We start from the raw sequence: 22,072 nt of genomic DNA on the forward strand, positions 1-22,072 counted from the left end.
GTTTTTCCTGCAACCACCAACAGCCACCCACCCAGTACGGGATAACCAAATTATAGATTTTTAAATCGATTTTTTTGAACTGGTTCGAACTTTTAGAACCAGAATTAAGTTTGTTGCACGAAACTTCGTGAAGTGCATCAAATATTCCATAAAGAACCTGGCATCTGTCAGAAACACACCAATAATAAACCCACTTCACTATCACGGTCGTCAGGGAAATGGTTGACCGATTTAAAAGGGATTTTATTTGAATATACTTAAATTTGCCAAATACACTGCAATCGCTATTTATGGTCTTGTGGGCATCCTTGGTTGGTATGAATATCAGTCCCAACTTGATCGTACAAAAGATACAGTCGCCTTCAATACCATATCTCCTGATATGACGATCAATTATGTCAGAGCCATGGTCTGGTACCACTCGCGGGGAGAACTTCAAGAACTGCGTTCAATTCTGAAGACGGATGATTTAACGCAGAAAGAAAGGATTGAAATTCGCATAAAAAACATGTTGCAACACCGTTCCTCTGCTTATACTCGGGAATTTAATAGCTTACACACGCCCATCAGAAATTTAGGGAACTGGTATCAGGAAAATTTTGATTTCAATACTTTCCTCCAGGACGTTTATGCAATTGTCTTTGACGGAGAATTAAATGTCGATGAAAAAATACGCAATATCACAGATGTAATGGAAGAGTACCAGAACATAACAAGCAGAAAACTTATAGAGAAATTAACAACAGAAGGAGTTTACTATGAGCAATAAAAATGTGGCAGTAATTTTATCCGGTTGTGGTGTTTTTGACGGTGCTGAAATAAATGAAGTTGTGTTAACCTTATTGGCTCTTGAAAATAATGGTGTTTCATATCAGTGTTTTGCTCCAGATATTCAACAACATCATGTCATAGATCATAAAACAGGTGACACTCCACCTGAAATAAGAAATGTTTTTACAGAATCCGCAAGAATTGTCAGAGGGAATATTAAACCTGTCACAGAGTGCAACAGCGATCAGTTTACTGCCGTGGTTGTTCCCGGAGGGTTCGGTGTCGCAAAAAACCTTTCCAATTTTGCAACCGGTGAATCTGAGTTTCGTGTTGAAAAAAACACCCTTTCCACACTTAAACAATTTGCAGCGGAAAACAAACCCGCAGGATATATGTGTATCGCGCCGGTACTTATCCCTTCAGTCTATGGCCCTGACGTGAAGATAACCATCGGGAATGACGGGGATGTTATTGAGTTCCTCAGGAAGGCAGGCTGTCAACATCAGATAGCCAGATATAATGAAATCGTGGTTGATGAAACGAGAAATGTCGTAACAACACCGGCTTACATGCTGGCGCAAAGTATCAAGGATGCGAAAGAGGGCATTGATAAACTTGTGGAAAAAGTTGTGTCGTTATAATGAATATATTCCTGTACGGGTGTGTGCTTGAGGTCTTATTATTTGCTCTGGTGATAGCATTGTTGCATCATTTCGTGATCAATCTTTAAATCATACCCTTTTTGAGTATCTGTATAATAACCGTGACAGAAAGATAGCACTTTCAGAACTGGATGATGTAGTTCTTAGAGGACGCATATTGAATCTAACAAAAGTTGCAGATGCGTCATCCGGTAAACGATAACGGTCAGACAACAGGTTACATAATCAAAAACATTGTTAATCAAAGAATACGCCAGGACAGCTAAATGACTTTAAGGCCTCGGGCCGTTATACAGCGGTAACCAGTGACACGAAGATACTGAGAGAACGGCCCTGACCTCTTTTCTTCATCTACCCGATTGATTCCCTCTCCCGCCCACGGGAGAGGGTTCGGATGAGGACTAACGACTATGCCTTGCTCGCTGCAATTCATGGCGGAACTGCCTGACGTCATGCGGGAACCAGCAGCGACGTGACAGGGGAACCTCTTCATCGACCGCTTCCGGCAGCGGCAGTTTTTCCAGCGTACCTCGATTGCAGATAGCGCGGACCAGGGTCGCTGGTGGGACCCCCAGATAGCGTGCCATTTCCGGCAACGTCATAACTGACGTACGCATCATAACCTCCTCTTTTCCTCTGATTTGGCCTCCATGGTTGAGCCATCAGAGTTAAGTTTTATTGATTTGTGTCAGAATAGAATTTAATTCGGAACAAAAAATAACCAACTCGCGCTTTAACTTCACTGAAATCAAAAATGTCTGAGCTACAGCACAGAATCGTTTTAATCCCCTGCCGTGTTGCACCAAAAGTGAACTACGCTGCACAAATGTTGATCTGTTGTTAATTCACCCACCGTTAATCCCACAGGTTTCGCGCCACCTGTCGCATTGGCACGCGTCCTGCATTGTTATTCTGATAACAGGATGCCAACCAATGACAGCTCGCTAACATGGAGGCCGTGATGACTGGGAAACCCGAATTGATCGCTCGCATTGAAGCCAGTTTCAGCCAGCAAACCCCAAGCGCGAAACGTATCGCCAGTTGGCTGCTGACGCACAGTGCGCAGATCCCGTTTGAAACGGCGGACAGCATCGCCCAGGCCACCGGCACCACAGGAATTACCGTGGGACGCTACTTGCGCAAACTCGGTTATCGCAACCTGGACCACGTCAAGCAAAGCCTGCGGGATATACCCGCCAGCCCTTATCAGGCCTGGGGAATGAATGAACGTCTTGATGCCTGGCAGCAGCAACACCGGCTACCGCACCGCTCACAGCAGTCGCTGGAACTGGAGCTGGACGCTATCCAACACGTCTATCAGCTGGCACAAAGCGAGATCTTCCAGCGCGTGGTACAGCAGCTTACGCACGCCGATGCGGTATTTGTGCTCGGCATTCAGTCTACGCGAGGTATCGCTAACGCCTTTTTTAGCCATCTGGAGTATCTGCGCCCACGCGTCAGCTATGCCGAGGGCCTTTCGGGAAGTTGGGTGGAATCCCTTAATTCCGGCTTTGAACATCCTTATGTGGTGATCACTGATACCCGCGCCTATTCCGCCATTGCCCGCCAGTACTGTCGCGTGGCATGCGAACAGCAGGTGCAGCTTGTCTTAATCACCGATATCTGGTGCCCGTGGGCGCGCGACTACCCGCTGGATTTATTACAGGTGAAAACCGATACCGGCCATTTCTGGGACTCGCTGGCACCGGTCACCTGTCTGTTTAACCTGTTGTTGTCAGGTGTGGTCGAGCAATTGGGTGACAGCCTTGCCACCCGGCTGACGGCGAACCGTCAATTGCAGCAAGAATTTGGTCAATTTGAACGTTAAGGGTTGCTATGTCTGACAATTGTGAACTGGTTGATCTTACGGCGCGGTTTCCGCAATTAACCATCGATCTGAAATACGCCACGGCGGATAACCTCACCGGGCGTCCGATTTATCGCGAAGCGCGCTGCCTGCTGCATCCTGATGCCGTGCCCGCGCTGGAAAAAAGTATCGCCATTGCCGCACTGGCCGGTTTTCAGCTGCGCGTCTATGACGCCTATCGCCCACGCCAGGCGCAGGCGCTGTTATGGCAAGCCTGTCCCGATCCGCAATATGTCGCCGATCTTACGCTGGGTTCCAATCACAGTCGGGGCGTCGCCATTGATGTCACCCTGATGGACCATGCGGGACACATCCTCGATATGGGCGCAGGTTTCGATGAGATGCATGAACGTTCCCATCAATATCACCCTTCCGTGCCGGTCACCGCACAGCGTAATCGCCTGTTGCTCAACGCCATCATGTTTGGCGGTGGCTTTGTTGGCATGAGCAGCGAGTGGTGGCACTTCGAGTTGCCCGATGCGCTGCGTTATCCGCTGCTTGACGATCGTTTTTCCTGTTACAACAACAACCTTTCCTGTTAACTGGAGCTTTGCGATGAAGACGACACACCTGTTCCGTTCGCTGTTACGTCCGGCCCTTTTGACCAGCGCGCTGGCGCTCGCTGTCCCTGGTGTACAGGCGGCGGTGCCGAAAGATATGCTGGTGATCGGTAAGGCCGCCGATCCGCAAACCCTCGACCCGGCGGTCACCATTGATAATAACGACTGGACCGTCACCTACCCTGCTTATCAGCGTCTGGTGCGTTACAAAACGGTAGACGGCAAAGGTTCTACTGAAGTGGAAGGGGACTTAGCTGCCAGCTGGCAGGCGTCGGAAGACCAGAAAACCTGGACCTTTAAACTGAAAGATAACGAAAAATTTGACGACGGCAGCGCGGTGACTGCCGATGCGGTAAAGGCCTCGTTTGAACGCCTGTTGAAAATCAAACAAGGCCCGGCAGAAGCCTATCCGGCGGATCTGAAAATCGACGTGGTCGACCCGCATACGGTGAAATTCACTCTCAACCAACCCTTCGCGCCTTTTCTCTACACCCTGGCAAACGATGGTGCATCGATCATTAACCCGGCGGTATTGAAGGCACACGCCGCTGATGACGCACGCGGTTATCTGGCAGAACACACCGCCGGTTCCGGCCCCTTCATGCTGAAAAGCTGGCAGAAAGGTCAGCAATTGGTGCTGGTGCCTAACCCGCATTACGCCGGGGATAAACCCGCGTTTAAACGCGTGTCGGTGAAAATTATCGGTGAAAGCGCCTCGCGCCGTCTGCAATTGTCACGCGGAGATATCGATATCGCGGATTCGCTGCCGATTGACCAGCTCACCGCGCTGAAACAGGAAGGCAAAGTCGCAGTGGCGGAATATCCGTCGCTGCGCGTCACTTATCTCTATCTCAACAACAGCAAAGCACCGATGAATCAGGTGGATCTGCGCCGCGCCATCTCCTGGGCCACCGATTATCAGGGCATGGTGAAAGGCATTCTGAGCGGCTACGGTAAGCAGATGCGTGGTCCGATCCCCGAAGGCATGTGGGGCTATGATGCCTCCGCTATGCAATACAGCATGGACGAGGCGAAAGCCAAAGCCGCACTGGACAAAGTGCCGCAGAAACCGGCCAGCCTGACGTTCCTCTACTCAGATAACGACCCCAACTGGGAGCCGATCGCCCTTTCCACCCAGGCCAGCCTGAGCAAAATCGGCGTCAATGTGAAGCTGGAAAAACTCGCCAACGCCACCATGCGTGAACGCGTCGGTAAAGGTGATTACGACATCGCCATCGGCAACTGGAGCCCGGACTTCGCTGATCCCTACATGTTTATGAATTACTGGTTTGAGTCGGACAAGAAAGGACTGCCTGGCAATCGTTCCTTCTATGAAAACGCCGACGTCGACAAACTGCTGAAAAGCGCACTGGCGACAACTGATCAACAGGCACGAACCAAAGATTACCAGCAGGCGGAAAAGATCGTGATCGACGAAGCTGCCTACGTTTATCTGTTTCAGAAGAACTATCAGCTGGCGATGAACAAACAGGTCAAAGGCTTTGTGTTTAACCCGATGCTGGAACAGGTGTTCAACATCGGCAACATGAGTAAGTAAGCAACTCAACGTAAGGCGTCGGTCACGACGCCGTCAGGGAGCGCCGATGACACTCTGGCAAATTTTGCGCCAGCGCTGCTGGGGACTTTTCCTCGTGGTGGCTGGGGTCTGCGTGATCACCTTTGTTATTTCGCATCTGATACCGGGCGACCCGGCGCGCATGCTGGCCGGGGATCGCGCCAGCGAGGCGATTGTGCAACATATTCGTCAGCAACTCGGGCTGGACCAGCCGTTATGGGTGCAGTTCGGTCGCTACGTGATGGCGCTGCTGCATGGCGATCTCGGCACCTCGATCCGTACCGGGCGACCGGTGCTGGAGGAGATGCGCACCTTCTTCCCCGCCACACTGGAGCTGGCCTGCTGTGCCCTGCTGCTGGCGTTGTTGATCGGTGTCCCGCTAGGCGTGTTGTCGGCGGTGTATCGCAATCGCTGGCTCGACCATCTGGTGCGCTTGCTGGCCATCACCGGCATTTCCACCCCGGCCTTCTGGCTCGGGCTGGGGGTGATCGTGTTGTTTTATGGCCATCTACAACTGTTACCCGGTGGCGGACGGCTGGATGACTGGCTTGATCCCCCGACGCGTATCACCGGTTTTTACACTATCGATGCGTTACTGGCGGGTGACCGCGAGGTGTTTTTCAACGCGTTGCAACACCTGATTTTGCCGTCGCTGACGCTGGCGTTTGTCCATCTGGGCATTGTGGCACGTCAGATACGCGGCGCGATGCTGGAGCAACTCAGTGAAGATTATATTCGTACCGCGCGTGCCAGTGGTTTGCCAAACCGGGTAATTATCCTGCGTTACGCGCTGCCGAACGCGCTGATCCCGTCCGTTACCGTGCTGGGGCTGGCGCTGGGTGATCTGTTGTACGGTGCCGTACTGACCGAAACGGTGTTTGCCTGGCCGGGGATGGGGGCATGGGTGGTGGCTTCGATCCAGGCACTCGATTTCCCGGCGGTGATGGGCTTTGCCGTAGTGGTGTCCTTTGTTTATGTGCTGGTCAATCTGGCGGTGGACCTGATCTACCTGTGGATCGATCCGCGCATCGGTCGCGGGGGTGATGCATGATGATGACGGAAGTCGAACCACGGATACGCAACACCTGCCGCTGGCAGGCTAGCCTGAAACGCACCTTCTGGCTGCTGCGACAAAGCCCCCTGACTCTGGTGGGTGGGCTGATTATGTTGCTGATGTTGCTGCTGCTGATCCTGTCACCGTGGCTGGCTCCCTATGATCCCAACGCGCTGGATCTCACCGCCCGCTTACAAGCCCCCTCAGCGCTGCACTGGTTTGGCACCGATGAAGTGGGCCGCGATCTGTTCAGCCGGGTACTGGTGGGTAGTCAGCAATCGATGGTGGCGGGGTTGATGGTGGTGGTGATTGCGGGCGGCATCGGCTCGCTGCTCGGCTGCTTCTCCGGGGTGATAGGTGGGCGCGGTGATGCGCTGATCATGCGATTGATGGATATTATGCTGTCGATTCCCTCGCTGGTGCTGACCATGGCGTTGGCGGCGGCGCTCGGACCCAGTCTGGTCAATGCCATGTTGGCGATTGCTATCGTGCGTATTCCGTTTTATGTACGACTGGCGCGCGGCCAGACGCTGATTGTGCGCCAGTTCACCTATGTTCAGGCCGCCCGCACCTTTGGTGCTTCGCGCTGGCATCTCATCAGCTGGCATATTTTGCGCAATGCGCTGCCACCGCTAATTGTACAAGCGTCGCTGGATATCGGTAGCGCCATTCTGATGGCGGCAACGCTGGGATTTATCGGCCTCGGTGCGCAGCAACCCACCGCCGAATGGGGAGCCATGGTGGCAGTTGGCCGCAATTACGTGCTCGACCAGTGGTGGTACTGCACCTTTCCTGGCGGGGCCATTCTGATCACTGCCGTCGGTTTTAACCTGTTTGGCGACGGCCTGCGTGACCTGCTCGACCCAAAAACCGGAGGACAACATTGATGGTGACTCAGGTATTGTCCATGCGTGACGTGCAATTGAACTTCCCGATCTACCAGGGCGAAGTTCAGGCGCTCAATCATGTGTCATTGAATGTCGGACGTGGCGAGATTGTCGGCGTGGTGGGCGAATCCGGCTCTGGCAAATCGGTCACCGCCATGCTGGCAATGCGTCTGCTGCCGGAGGGACGTTATCGCGTGCCGCAGGGTGAGGTGATGTTGCTCGGGGAAGACGTGCTGCGCGCCAGTGAAAAGCAACTGCGCCAGTGGCGTGGCTCACGTGTGGCGATGATCTTTCAGGAACCGATGACCGCCCTGAATCCGACGCGGCGCATCGGGCGGCAAATTGTGGAGGTGATCCGCCATCATCAGGCGTTGACGCGCAAAGCCGCACAACAAAAAGCCATCAGCCTGCTGGAGGAGATGCAAATCCCCGATGCCGCCGAGGTGATGAAACGCTATCCGTTCGAACTGTCGGGTGGTATGCGCCAGCGCGTAATGATTGCCCTGGCCTTTTCCTGCGATCCTACGCTGATCATCGCCGATGAACCCACCACCGCGCTGGACGTCACGGTACAACTTCAGGTGCTGCGCCTGCTGAAACAGAAGGCGCGCACCAGCGGCACCTCGGTGCTGTTTATCAGCCACGATATGGCGGTGGTGTCGCAGCTGTGCGACCGCTTATATGTGATGTACGCCGGTAGCGTGATTGAACAGGGTGCCACTCAGGATTTGATTCGCCATCCGGTACATCCCTATACCCAGGGATTGTTGCAGTGTGCGCCGGAACAACGCGCGCCCCGCTCGACGCTGCCCGCGATTCCTGGCACCGTGCCGAATCTGGCACATCTCCCCACCGGTTGCGCTTTCCGAGAACGCTGTTTTGCCGCTGGGCAGCGTTGCGGGGAAACACCCACGCTGCAACCCTGCGGTAGCCAGCTTGCTGCCTGCTGGTATCCGCAACAGGAGAACGCTTATGTCTGAGCTGCTGCTGGAACTGCGCGATGTACATGTGAATTTCCCGCTGCGCCGCAACTGGCTCGGCCGCATCACCGAACAGGCCCATGCACTGAATGGCCTCGATTTACAGCTGAAACGCGGCGAAACTCTGGGCATTGTCGGTGAATCGGGTTGTGGTAAAAGTACCCTCGCCCAACTGTTGATGGGGATGTTGCAACCGCAGCAGGGGCAGTGCCAGCGAGCTGCGCCAGCATCGGGCACCATGCAAATGGTGTTTCAGGATCCGCTGTCATCACTTGATCCCCGTCTGCCGGTGTGGCGCATCATCACCGAACCGGTCTGGATTCAGCAACGCATGAAAGAAGCGGCGCGCCGTCAGCTGGCGGTCGAGCTGGCGCAACTGGTGGGGATTCGTCCTGAATACCTTGATCGCCTGCCACACGCCTTTTCCGGTGGGCAACGTCAGCGTATCGCCATTGCCCGCGCCCTCTCCTCCAATCCGCAGATTATCGTGTTGGATGAGCCGACCTCCGCGCTGGATATTTCGGTACAGGCGCAGATCCTCAACCTGCTGGTCACTCTGCAACAACAACGCAACCTGACCTATGTGCTGATTTCGCACAACGTCTCGGTGGTGAGGCATATGAGCGACCGCGTGGCGGTAATGTATCTCGGGCAGATTGTTGAACTGGGCAAAGCAGACGCGGTACTGACACACCCGCAGCATCCTTACACGCAGTTATTGCTGGCCTCGGTGCCTGACATCCATCAACCGCTGGCGGAACGTATCGCGTTACGCAAAACCGATTTGCCGGGTAATCGCGTGCTGCCCGGCGGCTGCTATTTTCGCGATCGCTGCCCGTTGGCACAGGAAGCCTGTGGAACACCGCAGCGCTTGCAGGTCGTTGAAGCTGAACGCGCGGTGCGTTGTTGGCAAGTAAATAGCCCGTAGCGGCGCGATTTATCGCGCAGGTTTTTCCAGAACCGCGCGATAAATCGCGCCGCTACGAATGTCGCTAAATCTCAACAATGCGCCCTTCCCGCGCACTGATAAACGCGGCGTCCAGCACTTCCAGCACACGAATGACCTGTTCTGTCGTCACCGGCGGTTCGCTACCGTTGCGCACAGCGGCCGCAAAGGCCTCATAGTAATCATGGTACGCCCCCTGCGCCGCCGGGATACGTTCATAACCCGCTGCGGTGTGCAGCGTGCCCCAGTGCTCCGGCGGTTCAAACCCCCAGCTTTCCAGATCATTGACCGGACGTTTACCGGCAAAAATATCCCGCGCCTGGACGTCCGAGCCTTGCGCAACATAGCTACCAACTTCGCCATACAGCCGCAGTTCACGGCAGGAAAGATGGTTGATCTTACTGGAGGAGATGTACGAATGCGCGCCGCTACTGTGGGTCAGCGTCAGGACAAAACTGGCATCGGTCGGCCCTTCGGGACGATCGACAATATCCAGGTGCGCCAGCACCGAAGTTACCGGTCCCATCAACCACATCGCCTGATCCACCAGGTGGCTCCCCATATCGCGCAACAAGCCGCCGGTTTCACCGCCTTCTAACGTCTGGGGTTCATCAAGATCCATGCGATTATGCAGCCGCCACAGCTTGCCAAGCCGCTGCTGTTCAATCAGTTGATGCAGGGTCTGCATATCAGAATCGTAACGACGGTTGTGGTACGCCCCCAGCACCACCCCTTTTGCCTGCGCAGCAGCAGCTAATTCACGTGCCGTTTTGGCATCCGGCGCGAAGGGTTTGTCAGCCACCACCGCCACGCCTGCCGCGATCGCCTCCAACACCAGCTCACGCCGTGTCTGAGGTGGCGTGGTGATGGTGACCATATCCACTCCTGCCGCCAGCAGTTCAGTCAGGCTGGCATAAATCGGCACATCAGGAAAATCGGTTTGCACCTTTGCAATGGTCGATGGTGCACGCGCCACAATCCCGGCCAATTCCAGCCCCTCAGCAGCGGTAATAAAAGGGGCATGAAAATTCTGCCCACCACTGCCATAACCCACTAATCCGACTTTCATACTCCCTCCGTGTGATGACGGGTGATGTACCCTTTGCCAACGATAGCAAAAATCCACCGGCAAATAACACGGAAATTCCAAAAAGTGTGATTTCGGAATATTTTTACTGTGCAGCCGGGAAATAATGAACCGGCGTGGGGAAATCCGCCGCTGTTTTCCCCAGCAGCCGTTGCGGGCGAAAATCCTGCAACAACGTGCCAGGCGTATCATTGATCAATTCCTCGGCCACCAGACGGCCAATCAGAGGCGACAACGTCATTCCGCTGTGCATCACCGCCAGATACACGCGCTGATGCGACGTGACGAAGCCCAGCGCAGGCAAGCCATCGGCCGGACGCGCACGTTGCCCCACCACAATACGTTCAATTTGCAGCGTTCCGGCGTCATCAAACAAATCGCGGTAACGCGCCTGCATCTGCTGCGCGATCGCGCCATCAACGGCGGGCGGCGCGGCAGGATCCGCCTGGTCATCGAGATCTAACGCCTGCAACAACAAACGTCCACCACCGTCTGGGCGTACATTCAACTGCGGTGAAATCAGATTGGTGGCAAGGGAGAGTGGCTGCGGCGCGGTGCGTGCCAGAAAACTACACGCGATCTTATTCGGCTGACTGGCATCGGTTAGCGCCAGTTGCAGGCCGAGTGATTTGAGTACCTCAGCGGACCAACGCCCACTTGCCACCACCAGCCGATCGCCCTGCCACGTTTCGCCGTTCTCAAGTCGTAGACTGACTTGTGTCGCGCTCTCCTGCACCGTAGTTACCCGACAGTGCTGATGTAGCACCGCGCCGTTGCCACGCGCATCAGCCCACAACCGCGCCAGGTAAAGGAACGGATAGAGAATCGATTCGGATGGAAAATGCCACAGACTGCCGCTGACAGCGGTACTGCGCAATTCAGGGATTTCGTGCTGCAACGCGTCGAGCGTGACTTCTCGCGCCGGATACCCCAACGCCTGTAAACGCGCAGCACGCTGCTTCAGTTCCTGCTGGCCGCTGTCTGACGCCCATTCCCAGGTACCGCAGGTTTCCAGCCAGCGCAGCCCGGTGGGTTGGGTGAGTTGCAGCCTGACGTGTTCCTCCATCGCCAGCGCGTTGAGCTGATGATAGCTGTCGGGTTGTTTGCCGTTTGAATTAAGCCAGGCAAAGGAAGTACTGCTGGTGCCTGCTCCCACGTTTTGCTGTTCGAAAAGGGTGACCTGCGCCCCCTGCAAAGCCAGCGATCGCGCCACTGCCATGCCGATGACGCCGCCGCCAATAATTGCGATTTTTTGTGCTGTCATATCTGGCTCCCTGAAAAAAACTCACCTTAGCATAATCAATCTCAGGGCGCGGAAATGAAATTCCCGCCACCCACCATCATGCAAAGGATATAAGTTTTTCTTCTGAGGACAGATTAAAAAATTATGCCGGACTGATGATCTTTCCGGTTGAGAAATATGACAGCAGATTCTCCAGCACATTATTTGCCATCTGCTCACGCGTCTCAAAGGTGGCACTGGCAATATGTGGCATCAAAATAACATTCTCCAGGGCACGCAGTGCCGGATTAATAACCGGTTCCTGTGGGTACACATCCAGCGCCGCACCTTTAATGATGCCCTGCTGCAATGCCGCAATCAGATCCGCTTCATTGACCACATTGCCGCGCGCCACGTTAATCAGCACACCATCAGCACCGAGCGCCTGCAATACGCGGCTATCAACGATATGCTGATTCTCCGCGCTGCCGGGCAGCGCCAACACCAGAAAATCGCTGAATGCAGCCAGCTGTTCGATGTTGTCACAGTGACGATAGGGCACGGCTTTAGCGCTGCGTGCGGTATAGGCCACTTTCATGCCAAAGGCTTCAGCACGGCGGGCAATCGCTAAACCAATCGCGCCCAGACCGGCGATGCCCAATTTTTTGCCGCTGACCTTGCTGGAGAGCACCGGTCCCTGCGTTTCCCACTGCCCCGAACGGGCAAACTGATCGTATTGCAGCAGCTTACGTGAGAATGCCAGCGTCAGGCCCAGTGCCAGATCGGCCACGTCGTCGGTAAGAATATCTTTGGTGATACTGACCTGGATCTGGCGCGCAGCGGTGGTAGTCAGATCAATACGGTCGGTGCCAACGCCAAAAACCGCAATCGCTTTACACGCCGGTAATTGTTCCAGCAGGGTATTTTCCACCCCGACATCACCGCGCGTCACAATCGCCTGAATGGATTCTCCCTGCCGCTGCAGAAATAATGCCGGGTCGGCATAGTCATATAAACGGTGGCAGTGAAAATGTTGCGTTAATTTTTCATCCAGCTGGGGCATCACCGGTTGAATAATCAGGATTTCAGGTTGCGAAGTTGGCATCTTTCTTTCCGCTCTAAATAATGGATTCAGCCTGAGACTAACGGATAAATTTAATGTTACGACGAAAGGTTACTTATTTCGTCGCCGCGATCACGTAGACCTGCTCCGTAACGGCGCGATTTATCGTGCCACTCATGACCAGAGCCACTGGACAAATCGCTTCGCTTATCTGGCGAACTCCCCCCCGGCAAGCTACGGTTAAAAAAACCACAAAGACTTCACTACCTTTGGAAGACGTTATGATCGCCCGTGTCGAAATTCCCGCGCACCCACACAGCGAATTACCGCTGCTGCATCAGCAGCTACAAAGCCACCTTGAGCAATTGCTGCCTTGTGGGCAGCAGGCGGACTTGGTGCGGTCCGCCATGCGGGCGGGAACTCTGGTACCGGGCAAACGTATTCGCCCACTGCTGCTGCTGTTGGCGGCACACGATATGGGTTGTGACAGCCAGCAGCCGGGCCTGTTGGACCTGGCTTGCGCGGTGGAGATGGTTCACGCCGCATCCCTGATCCTTGATGATATTCCTTCGATGGATAACGCGCAGATGCGACGAGGCCGCCCAACGGTGCACTGCGAGTTCGGCACAAACGTCGCCATTCTTGCCGCCATTGCCCTGCTCAGCCGGGCCTTTGAAGTGATCGCCGTGGCCCCGGGGCTGGCCGCACAGCGTAAATCTGACGCCATCGCTGAACTTTCTGCCGCAGTGGGTTTACAGGGCCTGGTACAGGGTCAGTTTCAGGATTTACATGATGGCGCACACGCCCGCAGCGCGGAAGCGATTGAGCTGACTAACCAACTTAAAACCAGCGTACTGTTCCGCGCCACCTTGCAAATGGCCGCGATCGTCGCCGATGCCTCACCGACGGTACGACAAAATCTCAGCGCCTTTGCACAGGATTTAGGGTTGGCGTTTCAGTTACTCGACGATCTCACCGATAGCGACAAACACACCGGCAAAGACCGTCATCAGGATCAGGGTAAATCCACGCTGGTGGCGATGTTAGGCGCGGAGGGTGCCGAGCGCCACCTGCGTGACCATCTGCGTAGCGCGGATGCCCATCTGGCCTGCGCCTGTCATCGCGGCAGCGCCACTCGCCAATATATGCATGCCCTGTTTAACCAGCAGTTGGCGAGGCGCAACTGATTGCCGTCAAACATCCACTATGACGTGATTCTGGTGGGCGCCGGGCTGGCAAACGGTCTGATTGCCCTGCGGTTGCGTCAACAACATCCCTCGCTGCATTGCCTGTTGCTGGAAAGCAGCCCACATGCCGACAGCAATCATACCTGGTCATTTCATCAGGGCGATTTGCGTACGGAGCAGCATCGTTGGATTGCCCCCTTAATCACCGCGCACTGGTCCGGTTATCAGGTGCGATTTCCGGCGGTACAACGCAGCCTGCCGGATGCCTATTTCTCCCTCTCCTCGGCACACTTTGCCCGCCAGCTCCACGCCACGCTGGGAGACGATTTACGTACTGGTTGTGCGGTGCAGCAGATCACCCCCACCAGCGTGACGCTGGCCGATGGCCGCCAGATCCGGGCGCAGGTGGTTATTGATGGGCGTGGTATGCGTTACTCACCACATTTGCGCCTCGCTTATCAGGTGTTTATCGGTCAGGAGTGGCAACTGGCACAACCACACGGCCTGACGCAGCCCGTGCTGATGGACGCCACGGTGCCACAGCAACAGGGTTACCGTTTTGTTTATACCCTGCCACTCAGCACCGACCGGTTACTGATTGAAGATACGCACTATATGGATAGCCCTATGCTGGATGATACCGATACGCGGAAGCATATTGCCGATTATGCCCGGCAACAGGGTTGGCACCTGAGCCTGCTAATGCGCGAAGAGCGCGGTGCGTTGCCCATTCCTCTCAGCGGCGATATTGACGCTTTTTGGCAACAGCAGCGCGGCCAGCCGTGCAGCGGCCTGCGTGCCGGTTTGTTTCACGCTACCACCGGCTATTCTCTGCCGCTGGCAGTCACGCTGGCGGAGCAGATCGCCGAATGGCTGCCCTGCGATGCCACCAGCCTCAGCCAGCATATCGAGACCTTTGCCCGTCGCCACTGGCACCAGCAGCGTTTTTTTCGGCTGCTGAACCGTATGTTGTTTCTTGCCGCGCAGCCCGAGCAACGCTGGCAGGTGATGCAGCGGTTTTACCAGCTGGATGCGGCGTTGATCGCCCGGTTCTACGCCGGTCAACTCACCCTGACCGACAAAGCGCGCATTCTGTGCGGCAAACCGCCAGTACCACCTGGTGCCGCTCTGCGCGCGCTACTGACGACGCAAACAGGGAAGCAACCATGAAACGTACCTATGTGATTGGCGCCGGTTTTGGCGGCCTGGCCCTCGCCATTCGCTTGCAGGCAGCGGGAATTCCGACCACCGTACTGGAGCAGCACGATAAACCCGGGGGCCGCGCCTATGTCTGGCAGGAGCAGGGCTTTACCTTTGATGCCGGACCCACGGTGATAACCGATCCGAGCGCCATCGAGACATTATTTACCCTGGCCGGAAAATCCCTGCGCGATTATGTCGAACTGATGCCCGTCACCCCGTTTTACCGTTTGTGCTGGGAAGATGGGCGCAGGCTGGATTACGACAACCAGCAGATGCGACTGGAGCAGCAGATCGCCACCTTTAACCCGCAAGATGTTGCCGGTTATCAGCGATTTCTCGCCTATTCACGTGAGGTATTTAATGAGGGCTATCTGAAGCTGGGCAGCGTGCCTTTTCTCTCATGGCGCGACATGCTGCGTGCCGGGCCGCAGCTGGGGCGTTTACAGGCGTGGCGCAGCGTTTGGAGCATGGTGGCGAAGTTTATTCAGGATGATCACCTGCGACAGGCTTTCTCCTTTCATTCGTTATTGGTGGGCGGTAATCCCTTTGCCACATCCTCGATCTATACCTTAATTCATGCGCTGGAACGCGAATGGGGCGTGTGGTTTCCACGCGGGGGCACTGGGGCGCTGGTGAATGGCATGGTGAGATTGTTGCAGGATCTGGGTGGTGAAGTGCTGCTGAATGCGCAAGTACAACGGTTGCACACCACAGGCGATCGCATCAGCGGTATTCAACTGACCGATGGGCGCTGTTTTGCTGCAACGGCGGTCGCTTCGAACGCTGATGTGGTCCATACCTATGGTCGTTTACTGGCGCATCACCCTGCCGCCGCCAGACGCACCGCATCACTGAAACGCAAACGGATGAGCAACTCGTTGTTTGTGCTCTATTTCGGGCTAAATCAGCCTCATCCGCAGCTGGCGCATCATACGGTCTGCTTCGGCCCGCGCTATCGTCCGTTGATTAATGAAATCTTTAACAGCAGCCAACTGGCGGAAGATTTTTCTCTTTACCTGCATGCCCCCTGCGCCAGCGATCCGAGCCTCGCGCCCCCCGGGTGCGGCAGTTTTTATGTGTTGACTCCCGTGCCACACCTCGGCACCGCTGCTATTGATTGGCAGCAGGAGGGGCCGCGCCTGCGCGATCGTATCTTTGCTTACCTGGAGGCGCATTATATGCCCGGTTTACGTTCGCAGTTAGTGACCGAACGGATGTTCACACCTTTTGATTTTCGCGACCGGCTGCATGCCCATCATGGTTCGGCTTTTTCGCTGGAACCGATTCTGACGCAAAGCGCGTGGTTTCGGCCCCACAATCGCGACGATGTCATTCGTAATCTTTATCTGGTCGGTGCGGGCACCCATCCCGGTGCCGGCTTGCCGGGGGTGATTGGCTCCGCCAAAGCTACTGCGCAACTGATGTTGGAGGATCTCGCAGGATGAACATGCCGTTAATGGAGCACGCCACGCAGACCATGGCCGTCGGGTCAAAGAGTTTCGCTACGGCGGCCAAACTGTTTGATGCTTCAACGCGACGCAGCACGCTGATGCTATATGCGTGGTGCCGCCACTGCGATGACGTGATCGATGGACAGACTCTCGGCGCATCCGACACGCAGATGCCTCAGGATGATGCGGAGGCGCGCATGGCGCATCTGCAACTGGAAACACGACGCGCCTACAGCGGAGCCACCATGGCCGAACCTGCATTTTTAGCATTTCAGGAAGTCGCTCTGATGCACCGCATTCCACCACAGCTGGCCTTTGACCACCTTGAGGGCTTTAACATGGATGTGCACCAACAACGCTACCTGCGCTTCGAAGATACCTTACGCTACTGCTATCACGTCGCTGGGGTGGTGGGTTTAATGATGGCGCGCGTGATGGGGGTGCGTGACGAGCGCGTGCTGGATCACGCTTGTGATTTGGGGTTGGCGTTTCAGCTCACCAATATCGCCCGCGATATTGTGGAAGATGCTCAGCATGGCCGCTGTTATTTACCGGAAGAATGGCTGCATCCATTGGGGCTGCGTGCTGACAATCTGGCAGAGACGCAGCATCGCGCAGCCATTGCCCTCCTGGCGGCACGCCTGGTGGCAGAAGCGGAACCCTATTATCAATCGGCGCAGGCCGGGCTGCCGGGTTTATCGCTACGATCGGCATGGGCGATCGCCACGGCGCATGGTGTGTATCGTGAAATTGGGATGAAAGTTCAACAGGCAGGCCCGCGAGCATGGGATAGCCGCCAACATACCAGCAAGGGAGAAAAACTGGGTTTATTGCTTAAAGGTGCAGGGTTGGCGATCGCTTCGCGATTGACGCGCCCGACGCAACGACCTGAAGGGTTGTGGCAGCGTCCGTAACGGCGCGATTTATCGCGCGGGTTTGTGCCGCTGACGCAACACCGCCTGCAATTTATGCAATGGCGGCGCATACAAAAAGCCAAACGACACACAACCTTCTCTGCCACGCACCGCGTGATGCAGACGATGTGCCATATAGAGACGTTTTAAATAACCCCGACGTGGGATGTAACGAAACGGCCAGCGCTGATGCACCAGACCATCATGCACCATAAAATACAGCACGCCGTACAGGGTCACACCGGCACCGACCCACTGCAACGGCCACAGCCCCTTGACGCCGAGATAAATCATTAGCACCGCCAACACGGCAAAACTCAACGCGTAGAGATCATTGAGTTCGAAACCGCCCTCGTGCGGTTCATGATGCGACAAATGCCAGCCCCATCCCCAGCCGTGCATAATGTATTTATGCGCCAGGGTGGCAGCGACCTCCATCAGCACCACGGAGAAAAGCAGAATCAGGGTATTCGCTAACCAGAGCATAGTTTCTCCTCCATCCGGCGATCACACCACTGGTGATTTTATTAACCACTCGTCTGTTTCGCCAGCATGGTTTTCAGCAACACCACCACCTCATTTTGCTGCTGTTCCTCAAGGCGTGAAAGAAAAAAGGTATCCACCTGTTCGGCAATGGGTCGGGCTTCCTGCAGTGCTTGTTTACCTTCAGCGGTGAGATAAATAAACCTCCGACGCCGGTCACTGGTGCCCTGCTGCCGTTCGATAAGATTTTTTTTCTCCATGCGCACCAGCAACTCTGCCAGTGTTGCCTTGGTGCTTAACGCCGCTTCCATGAGGTCGAGCTGTTCAATACCTGGTTCCTCTGCCACCGCGCACAACACCGCGTATTGTTGTTTGGTCAGTTCCGGTAAGGACTTCTGCCACAGCGCGGTGTGATCCTGAAGCAGTTCCCGCATCAGGTGAAAGAAGACATTGCCCAATTCTTTTTGCATGAAATTCGCCTGATTAAAAAAGAAGATTGCTAAGCGTTTGATTGTAATGCAGCAACAACAATTCATGCCAACAACCTCTGCATCGAACCTTACACCCATAAAGTTCGCACACGAACTTTTTCGCGTTAACCTCTTGCACATCCAATTTGGCGGCGCTATTTTAATTTTAAAGTTCGTATACGAACAAATATTGAGGATTGAGATGAGACTGATTATCGGAATGACAGGTGCCACCGGCGCTCCCCTGGGCGTCGCGCTACTCCAGACGCTGCAAACCATCAAAGAGGTGGAAACCCATCTGGTGATGAGTAAATGGGCCAAAACCACCATTGAGCTGGAGACGCCTTACAGCGCGCGTGAGGTTGCGGCGATGGCTGATGTGGTGCACAGCCCGGCGGATCAGGCCGCTTCCATCTCCTCCGGCTCGTTTCGCACCGACGGAATGATCATCATCCCGTGCAGCATGAAAACCCTCGCCGGTATCCGTGCGGGCTACGCCGAGGGTTTGGTCGGGCGAGCAGCGGATGTGGTGCTGAAAGAAGGCCGCAAGCTGGTGCTGGTCCCGCGCGAAACCCCACTCAGCACCATCCACCTTGAAAACATGCTGGCGCTGTCCCGCCTCGGGGTGGCAATGGTGCCGCCGATGCCCGCGTACTACAACCATCCCGCCAGCATTGATGATGTTACTTATCACATTGTTGCTCGCGTACTGGATCAGTTTGGTATCGCCTCACCCAAAGCCCGGCGCTGGCAAGGGTTAAGCGAAGCAACTTCACAACATGTTCTGCAACAGGAGAGTTAAGAATGGCCTTTGATGACTTGCGTAGTTTTCTACACGCCCTGGATGAGCAGGGTCAGCTACTGAATATTGACGAAGAAGTACAGGCAGAGCCGGATATCGCTGCAGCAGCCAATGCCACCGGGCGTATCGGCGAAGGCGCACCCGCCATCTCCTTTACGAAAATAAAAGGTTTCAACCACGCACATGTGGTGATGAACACCATCGGTTCATGGCAAAACCACGCGATTTCCCTCGGACTTCCGGCAAATACGCCGGTAAAACAGCAAATTGATGAATTTATCCGGCGCTGGGATAACTTCCCGATCGCCCCTGAACGTCGTGAAAATGCCCCGTGGTCCGAGAACACCGTGGATGGCGACGCGATTAACCTGTTTGATATTTTGCCCCTGTTTCGCCTGAACGACGGCGATGGCGGATTCTATCTTGATAAAGCCTGCGTCGTGTCACGTGACCCGCTCGATCCTGACCATTTTGGTAAGCAGAACGTGGGCATCTACCGTATGGAGGTCAAAGGCAAACGTAAACTGGGTTTGCAACCGGTGCCGATGCATGACATTGCGCTGCACCTGCATAAAGCCGAGGAGCGTGGTGAAGATTTGCCGGTCGCCATTACCCTGGGTAACGACCCGATCATCACGCTGATGGGGGCCACGCCGCTGCGCTACGACCAGTCCGAATATGAGATGGCAGGCGCACTGCGGGAAAGCCCCTATCCTATCACCACTGCGCCACTGACCGGATTTGATGTGCCCTGGGGCTCAGAAGTGATCCTTGAAGGAGTGATTGAAGGCCGCAAACGCGAAATCGAAGGCCCGTTTGGCGAATTTACCGGCCACTACTCAGGTGGTCGTAATATGACCGTGGTACGCATCGACAAGGTTTCATACCGTACGAAACCGATCTTCGAATCGTTGTATCTCGGCATGCCATGGACTGAAATTGATTATCTGATGGGTCCAGCCACCTGTGTGCCACTTTACCAACAATTGAAAGCTGATTTTCCTGAAGTCCAGGCGGTCAACGCCATGTACACCCATGGTCTGCTCGCCATTATCTCCACCAAAAAACGCTACGGTGGTTTTGCCCGCGCGGTTGGGTTGCGCGCAATGACCACCCCACACGGCCTCGGCTACGTGAAAATGGTGATTATGGTCGATGAAGATGTCGATCCCTTCAACCTGCCCCAGGTGATGTGGGCGTTGTCATCAAAAGTGAACCCGGCCGGTGATTTGGTGCAGCTACCTAATATGTCGGTGCTCGAACTGGACCCCGGCTCCAGCCCGGCGGGGATCACCGACAAACTGATTATTGATGCCACTACGCCGGTCGCCCCGGATACCCGTGGTCACTATAGCCAGCCGGTAAAAGATTTGCCGGAAACCGGTGCATGGGTAGAGAAACTGACCGCCTTACTGGCCAACCGTTAATAAGGAGATAAAGATGATCTGTCCACGTTGTGCTGAAGAACATATTGAAATCATGGCGACCTCACCGGTGAAAGGGGTCTGGACGGTATTCCAGTGCCAGCATTGTCTGTATACCTGGCGAGATACCGAACCGGCCCGTCGCACCCAGCGGCAACACTACCCGGAAGCATTTCGGATGACGCAAAGCGATATCGATAATGCACCGGAAGTGCCGAGCATACCGCCATTGCTGGTGAAATAAACCGTTAAACGGCGGGTGCAGGCCCGCCGGGAAATGACGTAACGGCCTTGCGAATCAGCCCGGGAGTTTTGCACTACACTGTTATCCCAACCGTGCTGATGAAAGGAGTTCTCATGAAGTTATGGCCTGTTGTGACCGGTGTTGCCATCGCGCTAAGTCTGGTTGCCTGCAAATCTCCAACGCCGCCGAAAGGTGTGGAGCCGATCACCGGTTTTGATGCCAGCCGTTATCTTGGTAAATGGTACGAGATAGCCCGTCTGGAAAATCGCTTTGAACGAGGGCTTGAACGCGTCACCGCTACCTACGATCAACGTAGCGATGGCGGAATTCGTGTATTCAATCGAGGTTATGATCCGCAGCAGCAAAAATGGCGCGAAAGTGAGGGCAAAGCGTATTTTACCGGGGCACCGACCACCGCCGCGCTGAAGGTGTCATTCTTTGGCCCCTTCTATGGCGGCTATAACGTGATCCGGTTGGATGAAAATTACCAATACGCGCTGGTCAGTGGTCCAAACCGTGATTATCTGTGGTTTCTGTCGCGCACGCCTGATATCCCGGAAGCCGTAAAGCAGGATTACCTGAGCACCGCGCGTGAACTGGGCTTCCGGGTTGATCAACTGGTATGGGTAAAACAGTGAAGCCTTCTCAAACGGATCGTCATAAGATCGGGCCAGATTATTTCAGACCTTAAGTAGTTTCACCGTGCTGTCCACATCGATTTCATCTTCCGAGAAGATGAGCGTCGTTCCCTGAAAGGTGGTGATCGCCAGTTTTTTCAGTGAACGCATGGCACCCGGTTGAGCGGCAGATTTCGGCCGGATACTGTTCATCAGTACCCCGACTGACAGCACCGCATTGTCTTTATCAATGCGCGTTTCAACCGGCACTTCTTCGCTGTAAACGAGGTAAGACTTGATGGACGTGAGCTTGATCCGTTCCCCGGCGATAAAGATGTATTTGCTTTCCGGTGCCACTTTCACCGCATAAGCTGACAACCCCTTATTGTTGGTGGTGGGTTCGAAAGTCACCGCCGCGTCTTTTTTAATCAGCTCAGGGTTGGCGACCTTAATCACATGAAAATAGCGGTTATCACCGTTTTCATCTTTGATAAATCCAAAACCTTTATCCTGAAACCAGGTTGTGATCGTACCGTTCATCGCCATTACCGCCTATTCAATCGTTTAGCTACTCAGTTTTTTGCAGCGCGCAGTGTAAAACA

At 54.9% G+C, this 22,072-nt stretch carries 24 protein-coding genes; 17 read left to right on the plus strand and 7 right to left on the minus strand.

Annotation, left to right across the window (positions count from 1 at the left end; genetic code table 11):
* Positions 1–247 precede the first annotated feature (247 nt).
* Both AC6I8W_RS22930 and elbB read left to right on the plus strand, forming a co-directional pair.
* Positions 248–769, plus strand: coding sequence for a hypothetical protein (locus tag AC6I8W_RS22930; RefSeq protein WP_497838422.1), 522 nt, complete (start codon positions 248–250; stop codon positions 767–769).
* Positions 759–1,412, plus strand: a complete 654-nt coding sequence (gene elbB / locus AC6I8W_RS22935; protein ID WP_497838423.1) for an isoprenoid biosynthesis glyoxalase ElbB — start codon at positions 759–761, stop codon at positions 1,410–1,412. Before AC6I8W_RS22930 ends, elbB begins: the two co-directional genes overlap by 11 nt.
* Before the next feature lie 422 nt (positions 1,413–1,834).
* Here elbB and AC6I8W_RS22940 read toward each other — a convergent pair whose 3' ends face one another.
* Positions 1,835–2,053, minus strand: a complete 219-nt coding sequence (locus tag AC6I8W_RS22940; RefSeq protein WP_497838424.1) for a hypothetical protein — start codon at positions 2,051–2,053, stop codon at positions 1,835–1,837.
* A 341-nt stretch (positions 2,054–2,394) separates the two neighbouring features.
* Between AC6I8W_RS22940 and AC6I8W_RS22945 the strand changes: the two genes are divergently transcribed.
* From AC6I8W_RS22945 to AC6I8W_RS22975, 7 genes are read left to right on the plus strand one after another with little or no spacing between them, the layout of a single operon-like run.
* A complete protein-coding gene (locus tag AC6I8W_RS22945; protein ID WP_497838425.1) occupies positions 2,395–3,261 on the plus strand; it encodes a MurR/RpiR family transcriptional regulator in 867 nt (288 codons plus the stop codon).
* Between the two features lie 8 nt (positions 3,262–3,269).
* Positions 3,270–3,842 carry a D-alanyl-D-alanine dipeptidase gene (gene ddpX / locus AC6I8W_RS22950; RefSeq protein WP_497838426.1) on the plus strand — a complete coding sequence of 191 codons (573 nt, stop codon included), beginning with the start codon at positions 3,270–3,272 and terminating at the stop codon, positions 3,840–3,842.
* Positions 3,843–3,855: 13 nt separating this feature from the next.
* A complete protein-coding gene (locus AC6I8W_RS22955; RefSeq protein WP_497838427.1) occupies positions 3,856–5,418 on the plus strand; it encodes an ABC transporter substrate-binding protein in 1,563 nt (520 codons plus the stop codon).
* A gap of 46 nt (positions 5,419–5,464) precedes the next feature.
* Positions 5,465–6,487, plus strand: a complete 1,023-nt coding sequence (locus tag AC6I8W_RS22960; RefSeq protein WP_497838428.1) for an ABC transporter permease — start codon at positions 5,465–5,467, stop codon at positions 6,485–6,487.
* Positions 6,484–7,377 (plus strand): D,D-dipeptide ABC transporter permease, encoded by an 894-nt coding sequence (ddpC, locus tag AC6I8W_RS22965; protein WP_497838429.1) that lies wholly within the window; start codon positions 6,484–6,486, stop codon positions 7,375–7,377. The genes AC6I8W_RS22960 and ddpC overlap by 4 nt, the downstream gene beginning before the upstream one ends.
* Positions 7,377–8,357, plus strand: a complete 981-nt coding sequence (locus tag AC6I8W_RS22970) for an ABC transporter ATP-binding protein (RefSeq protein WP_497838430.1) — start codon at positions 7,377–7,379, stop codon at positions 8,355–8,357. Before ddpC ends, AC6I8W_RS22970 begins: the two co-directional genes overlap by 1 nt.
* The gene (locus tag AC6I8W_RS22975) at positions 8,350–9,285 is read left to right on the plus strand and encodes an oligopeptide/dipeptide ABC transporter ATP-binding protein (protein WP_497838431.1); all 936 of its coding nucleotides are present in this window, start codon (positions 8,350–8,352) and stop codon (positions 9,283–9,285) included. Before AC6I8W_RS22970 ends, AC6I8W_RS22975 begins: the two co-directional genes overlap by 8 nt.
* A gap of 64 nt (positions 9,286–9,349) precedes the next feature.
* On the opposite strand, the gene AC6I8W_RS22980 is transcribed toward AC6I8W_RS22975, so the two are convergent.
* The 3 genes from AC6I8W_RS22980 to AC6I8W_RS22990 form a co-directional block, all read right to left on the minus strand.
* Complete coding sequence (locus AC6I8W_RS22980; RefSeq protein ID WP_497838432.1) at positions 9,350–10,372, minus strand: Gfo/Idh/MocA family protein; 1,023 nt, start codon at positions 10,370–10,372, stop codon at positions 9,350–9,352.
* A gap of 103 nt (positions 10,373–10,475) precedes the next feature.
* Positions 10,476–11,654: an NAD(P)/FAD-dependent oxidoreductase gene (locus tag AC6I8W_RS22985; protein WP_497838433.1), complete on the minus strand. Its 1,179-nt coding sequence runs from the start codon at positions 11,652–11,654 to the stop codon at positions 10,476–10,478.
* Positions 11,655–11,775: 121 nt separating this feature from the next.
* A complete protein-coding gene (locus tag AC6I8W_RS22990; RefSeq protein WP_497838434.1) occupies positions 11,776–12,717 on the minus strand; it encodes a 2-hydroxyacid dehydrogenase in 942 nt (313 codons plus the stop codon).
* Between the two features lie 239 nt (positions 12,718–12,956).
* Here AC6I8W_RS22990 and AC6I8W_RS22995 point away from each other — a divergent pair, with 239 nt between their 5' ends.
* Genes AC6I8W_RS22995 through crtB form a run of 4 tightly spaced genes read left to right on the plus strand, consistent with a single transcriptional unit; the run spans position 12,957 to position 17,430 of the window.
* Entirely contained in the window at positions 12,957–13,862 is a 906-nt protein-coding gene (locus AC6I8W_RS22995; RefSeq protein WP_497838435.1) for a polyprenyl synthetase family protein, read from the plus strand.
* Positions 13,863–15,032, plus strand: a complete 1,170-nt coding sequence (crtY, locus tag AC6I8W_RS23000; protein WP_497838436.1) for a lycopene beta-cyclase CrtY — start codon at positions 13,863–13,865, stop codon at positions 15,030–15,032.
* Entirely contained in the window at positions 15,029–16,510 is a 1,482-nt protein-coding gene (locus AC6I8W_RS23005) for a phytoene desaturase (protein ID WP_497838437.1), read from the plus strand. Before crtY ends, AC6I8W_RS23005 begins: the two co-directional genes overlap by 4 nt.
* On the plus strand, positions 16,507–17,430 hold the full coding sequence (crtB, locus tag AC6I8W_RS23010; RefSeq protein WP_497838438.1) for a 15-cis-phytoene synthase CrtB: 924 nt from the start codon (positions 16,507–16,509) through the stop codon (positions 17,428–17,430). The genes AC6I8W_RS23005 and crtB overlap by 4 nt, the downstream gene beginning before the upstream one ends.
* A gap of 9 nt (positions 17,431–17,439) precedes the next feature.
* Here the strand turns inward: crtB and AC6I8W_RS23015 are convergent, their stop codons facing one another.
* Entirely contained in the window at positions 17,440–17,916 is a 477-nt protein-coding gene (locus tag AC6I8W_RS23015; RefSeq protein WP_497838439.1) for a sterol desaturase family protein, read from the minus strand.
* Between the two features lie 41 nt (positions 17,917–17,957).
* The gene (locus tag AC6I8W_RS23020) at positions 17,958–18,383 is read right to left on the minus strand and encodes a MarR family winged helix-turn-helix transcriptional regulator (RefSeq protein ID WP_497838440.1); all 426 of its coding nucleotides are present in this window, start codon (positions 18,381–18,383) and stop codon (positions 17,958–17,960) included.
* A 202-nt stretch (positions 18,384–18,585) separates the two neighbouring features.
* Between AC6I8W_RS23020 and AC6I8W_RS23025 the strand changes: the two genes are divergently transcribed.
* From AC6I8W_RS23025 to blc, 4 genes are all read left to right on the plus strand, one after another.
* Complete coding sequence (locus AC6I8W_RS23025; RefSeq protein WP_497838441.1) at positions 18,586–19,185, plus strand: non-oxidative hydroxyarylic acid decarboxylases subunit B; 600 nt, start codon at positions 18,586–18,588, stop codon at positions 19,183–19,185.
* A gap of 2 nt (positions 19,186–19,187) precedes the next feature.
* On the plus strand, positions 19,188–20,612 hold the full coding sequence (locus AC6I8W_RS23030; RefSeq protein WP_497838442.1) for a non-oxidative hydroxyarylic acid decarboxylases subunit C: 1,425 nt from the start codon (positions 19,188–19,190) through the stop codon (positions 20,610–20,612).
* Positions 20,613–20,625: 13 nt separating this feature from the next.
* Positions 20,626–20,853, plus strand: a complete 228-nt coding sequence (locus AC6I8W_RS23035) for a non-oxidative hydroxyarylic acid decarboxylases subunit D (protein WP_497838443.1) — start codon at positions 20,626–20,628, stop codon at positions 20,851–20,853.
* 113 nt (positions 20,854–20,966) lie between these two features.
* A complete protein-coding gene (blc, locus tag AC6I8W_RS23040) occupies positions 20,967–21,491 on the plus strand; it encodes an outer membrane lipoprotein Blc (RefSeq protein WP_497838444.1) in 525 nt (174 codons plus the stop codon).
* Between the two features lie 42 nt (positions 21,492–21,533).
* Here blc and AC6I8W_RS23045 read toward each other — a convergent pair whose 3' ends face one another.
* Positions 21,534–22,016: a cold-shock protein gene (locus tag AC6I8W_RS23045; RefSeq protein WP_497838445.1), complete on the minus strand. Its 483-nt coding sequence runs from the start codon at positions 22,014–22,016 to the stop codon at positions 21,534–21,536.
* Positions 22,017–22,072 lie beyond the last annotated feature (56 nt).

It is taken from the genome of Pantoea sp. X-Soil-TKNS-1211, from assembly GCF_059730495.1.

Coding starts and splice junctions, on each gene's coding strand:
- AC6I8W_RS22970 (WP_497838430.1), top strand. CDS start 7,377: ATGGTGACTCAGGTATTGTCCATGCGTGACGTGCAATTGAACTTCCCG.
- AC6I8W_RS22980 (WP_497838432.1), bottom strand. CDS start 10,372: ATGAAAGTCGGATTAGTGGGTTATGGCAGTGGTGGGCAGAATTTTCAT.
- AC6I8W_RS23020 (WP_497838440.1), bottom strand. CDS start 18,383: ATGCAAAAAGAATTGGGCAATGTCTTCTTTCACCTGATGCGGGAACTG.
- elbB (WP_497838423.1), top strand. CDS start 759: ATGAGCAATAAAAATGTGGCAGTAATTTTATCCGGTTGTGGTGTTTTT.
- AC6I8W_RS22940 (WP_497838424.1), bottom strand. CDS start 2,053: ATGATGCGTACGTCAGTTATGACGTTGCCGGAAATGGCACGCTATCTG.
- AC6I8W_RS23035 (WP_497838443.1), top strand. CDS start 20,626: ATGATCTGTCCACGTTGTGCTGAAGAACATATTGAAATCATGGCGACC.
- AC6I8W_RS23005 (WP_497838437.1), top strand. CDS start 15,029: ATGAAACGTACCTATGTGATTGGCGCCGGTTTTGGCGGCCTGGCCCTC.
- blc (WP_497838444.1), top strand. CDS start 20,967: ATGAAGTTATGGCCTGTTGTGACCGGTGTTGCCATCGCGCTAAGTCTG.
- ddpX (WP_497838426.1), top strand. CDS start 3,270: ATGTCTGACAATTGTGAACTGGTTGATCTTACGGCGCGGTTTCCGCAA.
- AC6I8W_RS22960 (WP_497838428.1), top strand. CDS start 5,465: ATGACACTCTGGCAAATTTTGCGCCAGCGCTGCTGGGGACTTTTCCTC.
- AC6I8W_RS22975 (WP_497838431.1), top strand. CDS start 8,350: ATGTCTGAGCTGCTGCTGGAACTGCGCGATGTACATGTGAATTTCCCG.
- AC6I8W_RS22955 (WP_497838427.1), top strand. CDS start 3,856: ATGAAGACGACACACCTGTTCCGTTCGCTGTTACGTCCGGCCCTTTTG.
- AC6I8W_RS22985 (WP_497838433.1), bottom strand. CDS start 11,654: ATGACAGCACAAAAAATCGCAATTATTGGCGGCGGCGTCATCGGCATG.
- AC6I8W_RS23025 (WP_497838441.1), top strand. CDS start 18,586: ATGAGACTGATTATCGGAATGACAGGTGCCACCGGCGCTCCCCTGGGC.
- AC6I8W_RS23015 (WP_497838439.1), bottom strand. CDS start 17,916: ATGCTCTGGTTAGCGAATACCCTGATTCTGCTTTTCTCCGTGGTGCTG.
- crtB (WP_497838438.1), top strand. CDS start 16,507: ATGAACATGCCGTTAATGGAGCACGCCACGCAGACCATGGCCGTCGGG.
- ddpC (WP_497838429.1), top strand. CDS start 6,484: ATGATGATGACGGAAGTCGAACCACGGATACGCAACACCTGCCGCTGG.
- AC6I8W_RS23030 (WP_497838442.1), top strand. CDS start 19,188: ATGGCCTTTGATGACTTGCGTAGTTTTCTACACGCCCTGGATGAGCAG.
- AC6I8W_RS23045 (WP_497838445.1), bottom strand. CDS start 22,016: ATGGCGATGAACGGTACGATCACAACCTGGTTTCAGGATAAAGGTTTT.
- AC6I8W_RS22995 (WP_497838435.1), top strand. CDS start 12,957: ATGATCGCCCGTGTCGAAATTCCCGCGCACCCACACAGCGAATTACCG.
- AC6I8W_RS22990 (WP_497838434.1), bottom strand. CDS start 12,717: ATGCCAACTTCGCAACCTGAAATCCTGATTATTCAACCGGTGATGCCC.
- AC6I8W_RS22945 (WP_497838425.1), top strand. CDS start 2,395: ATGACTGGGAAACCCGAATTGATCGCTCGCATTGAAGCCAGTTTCAGC.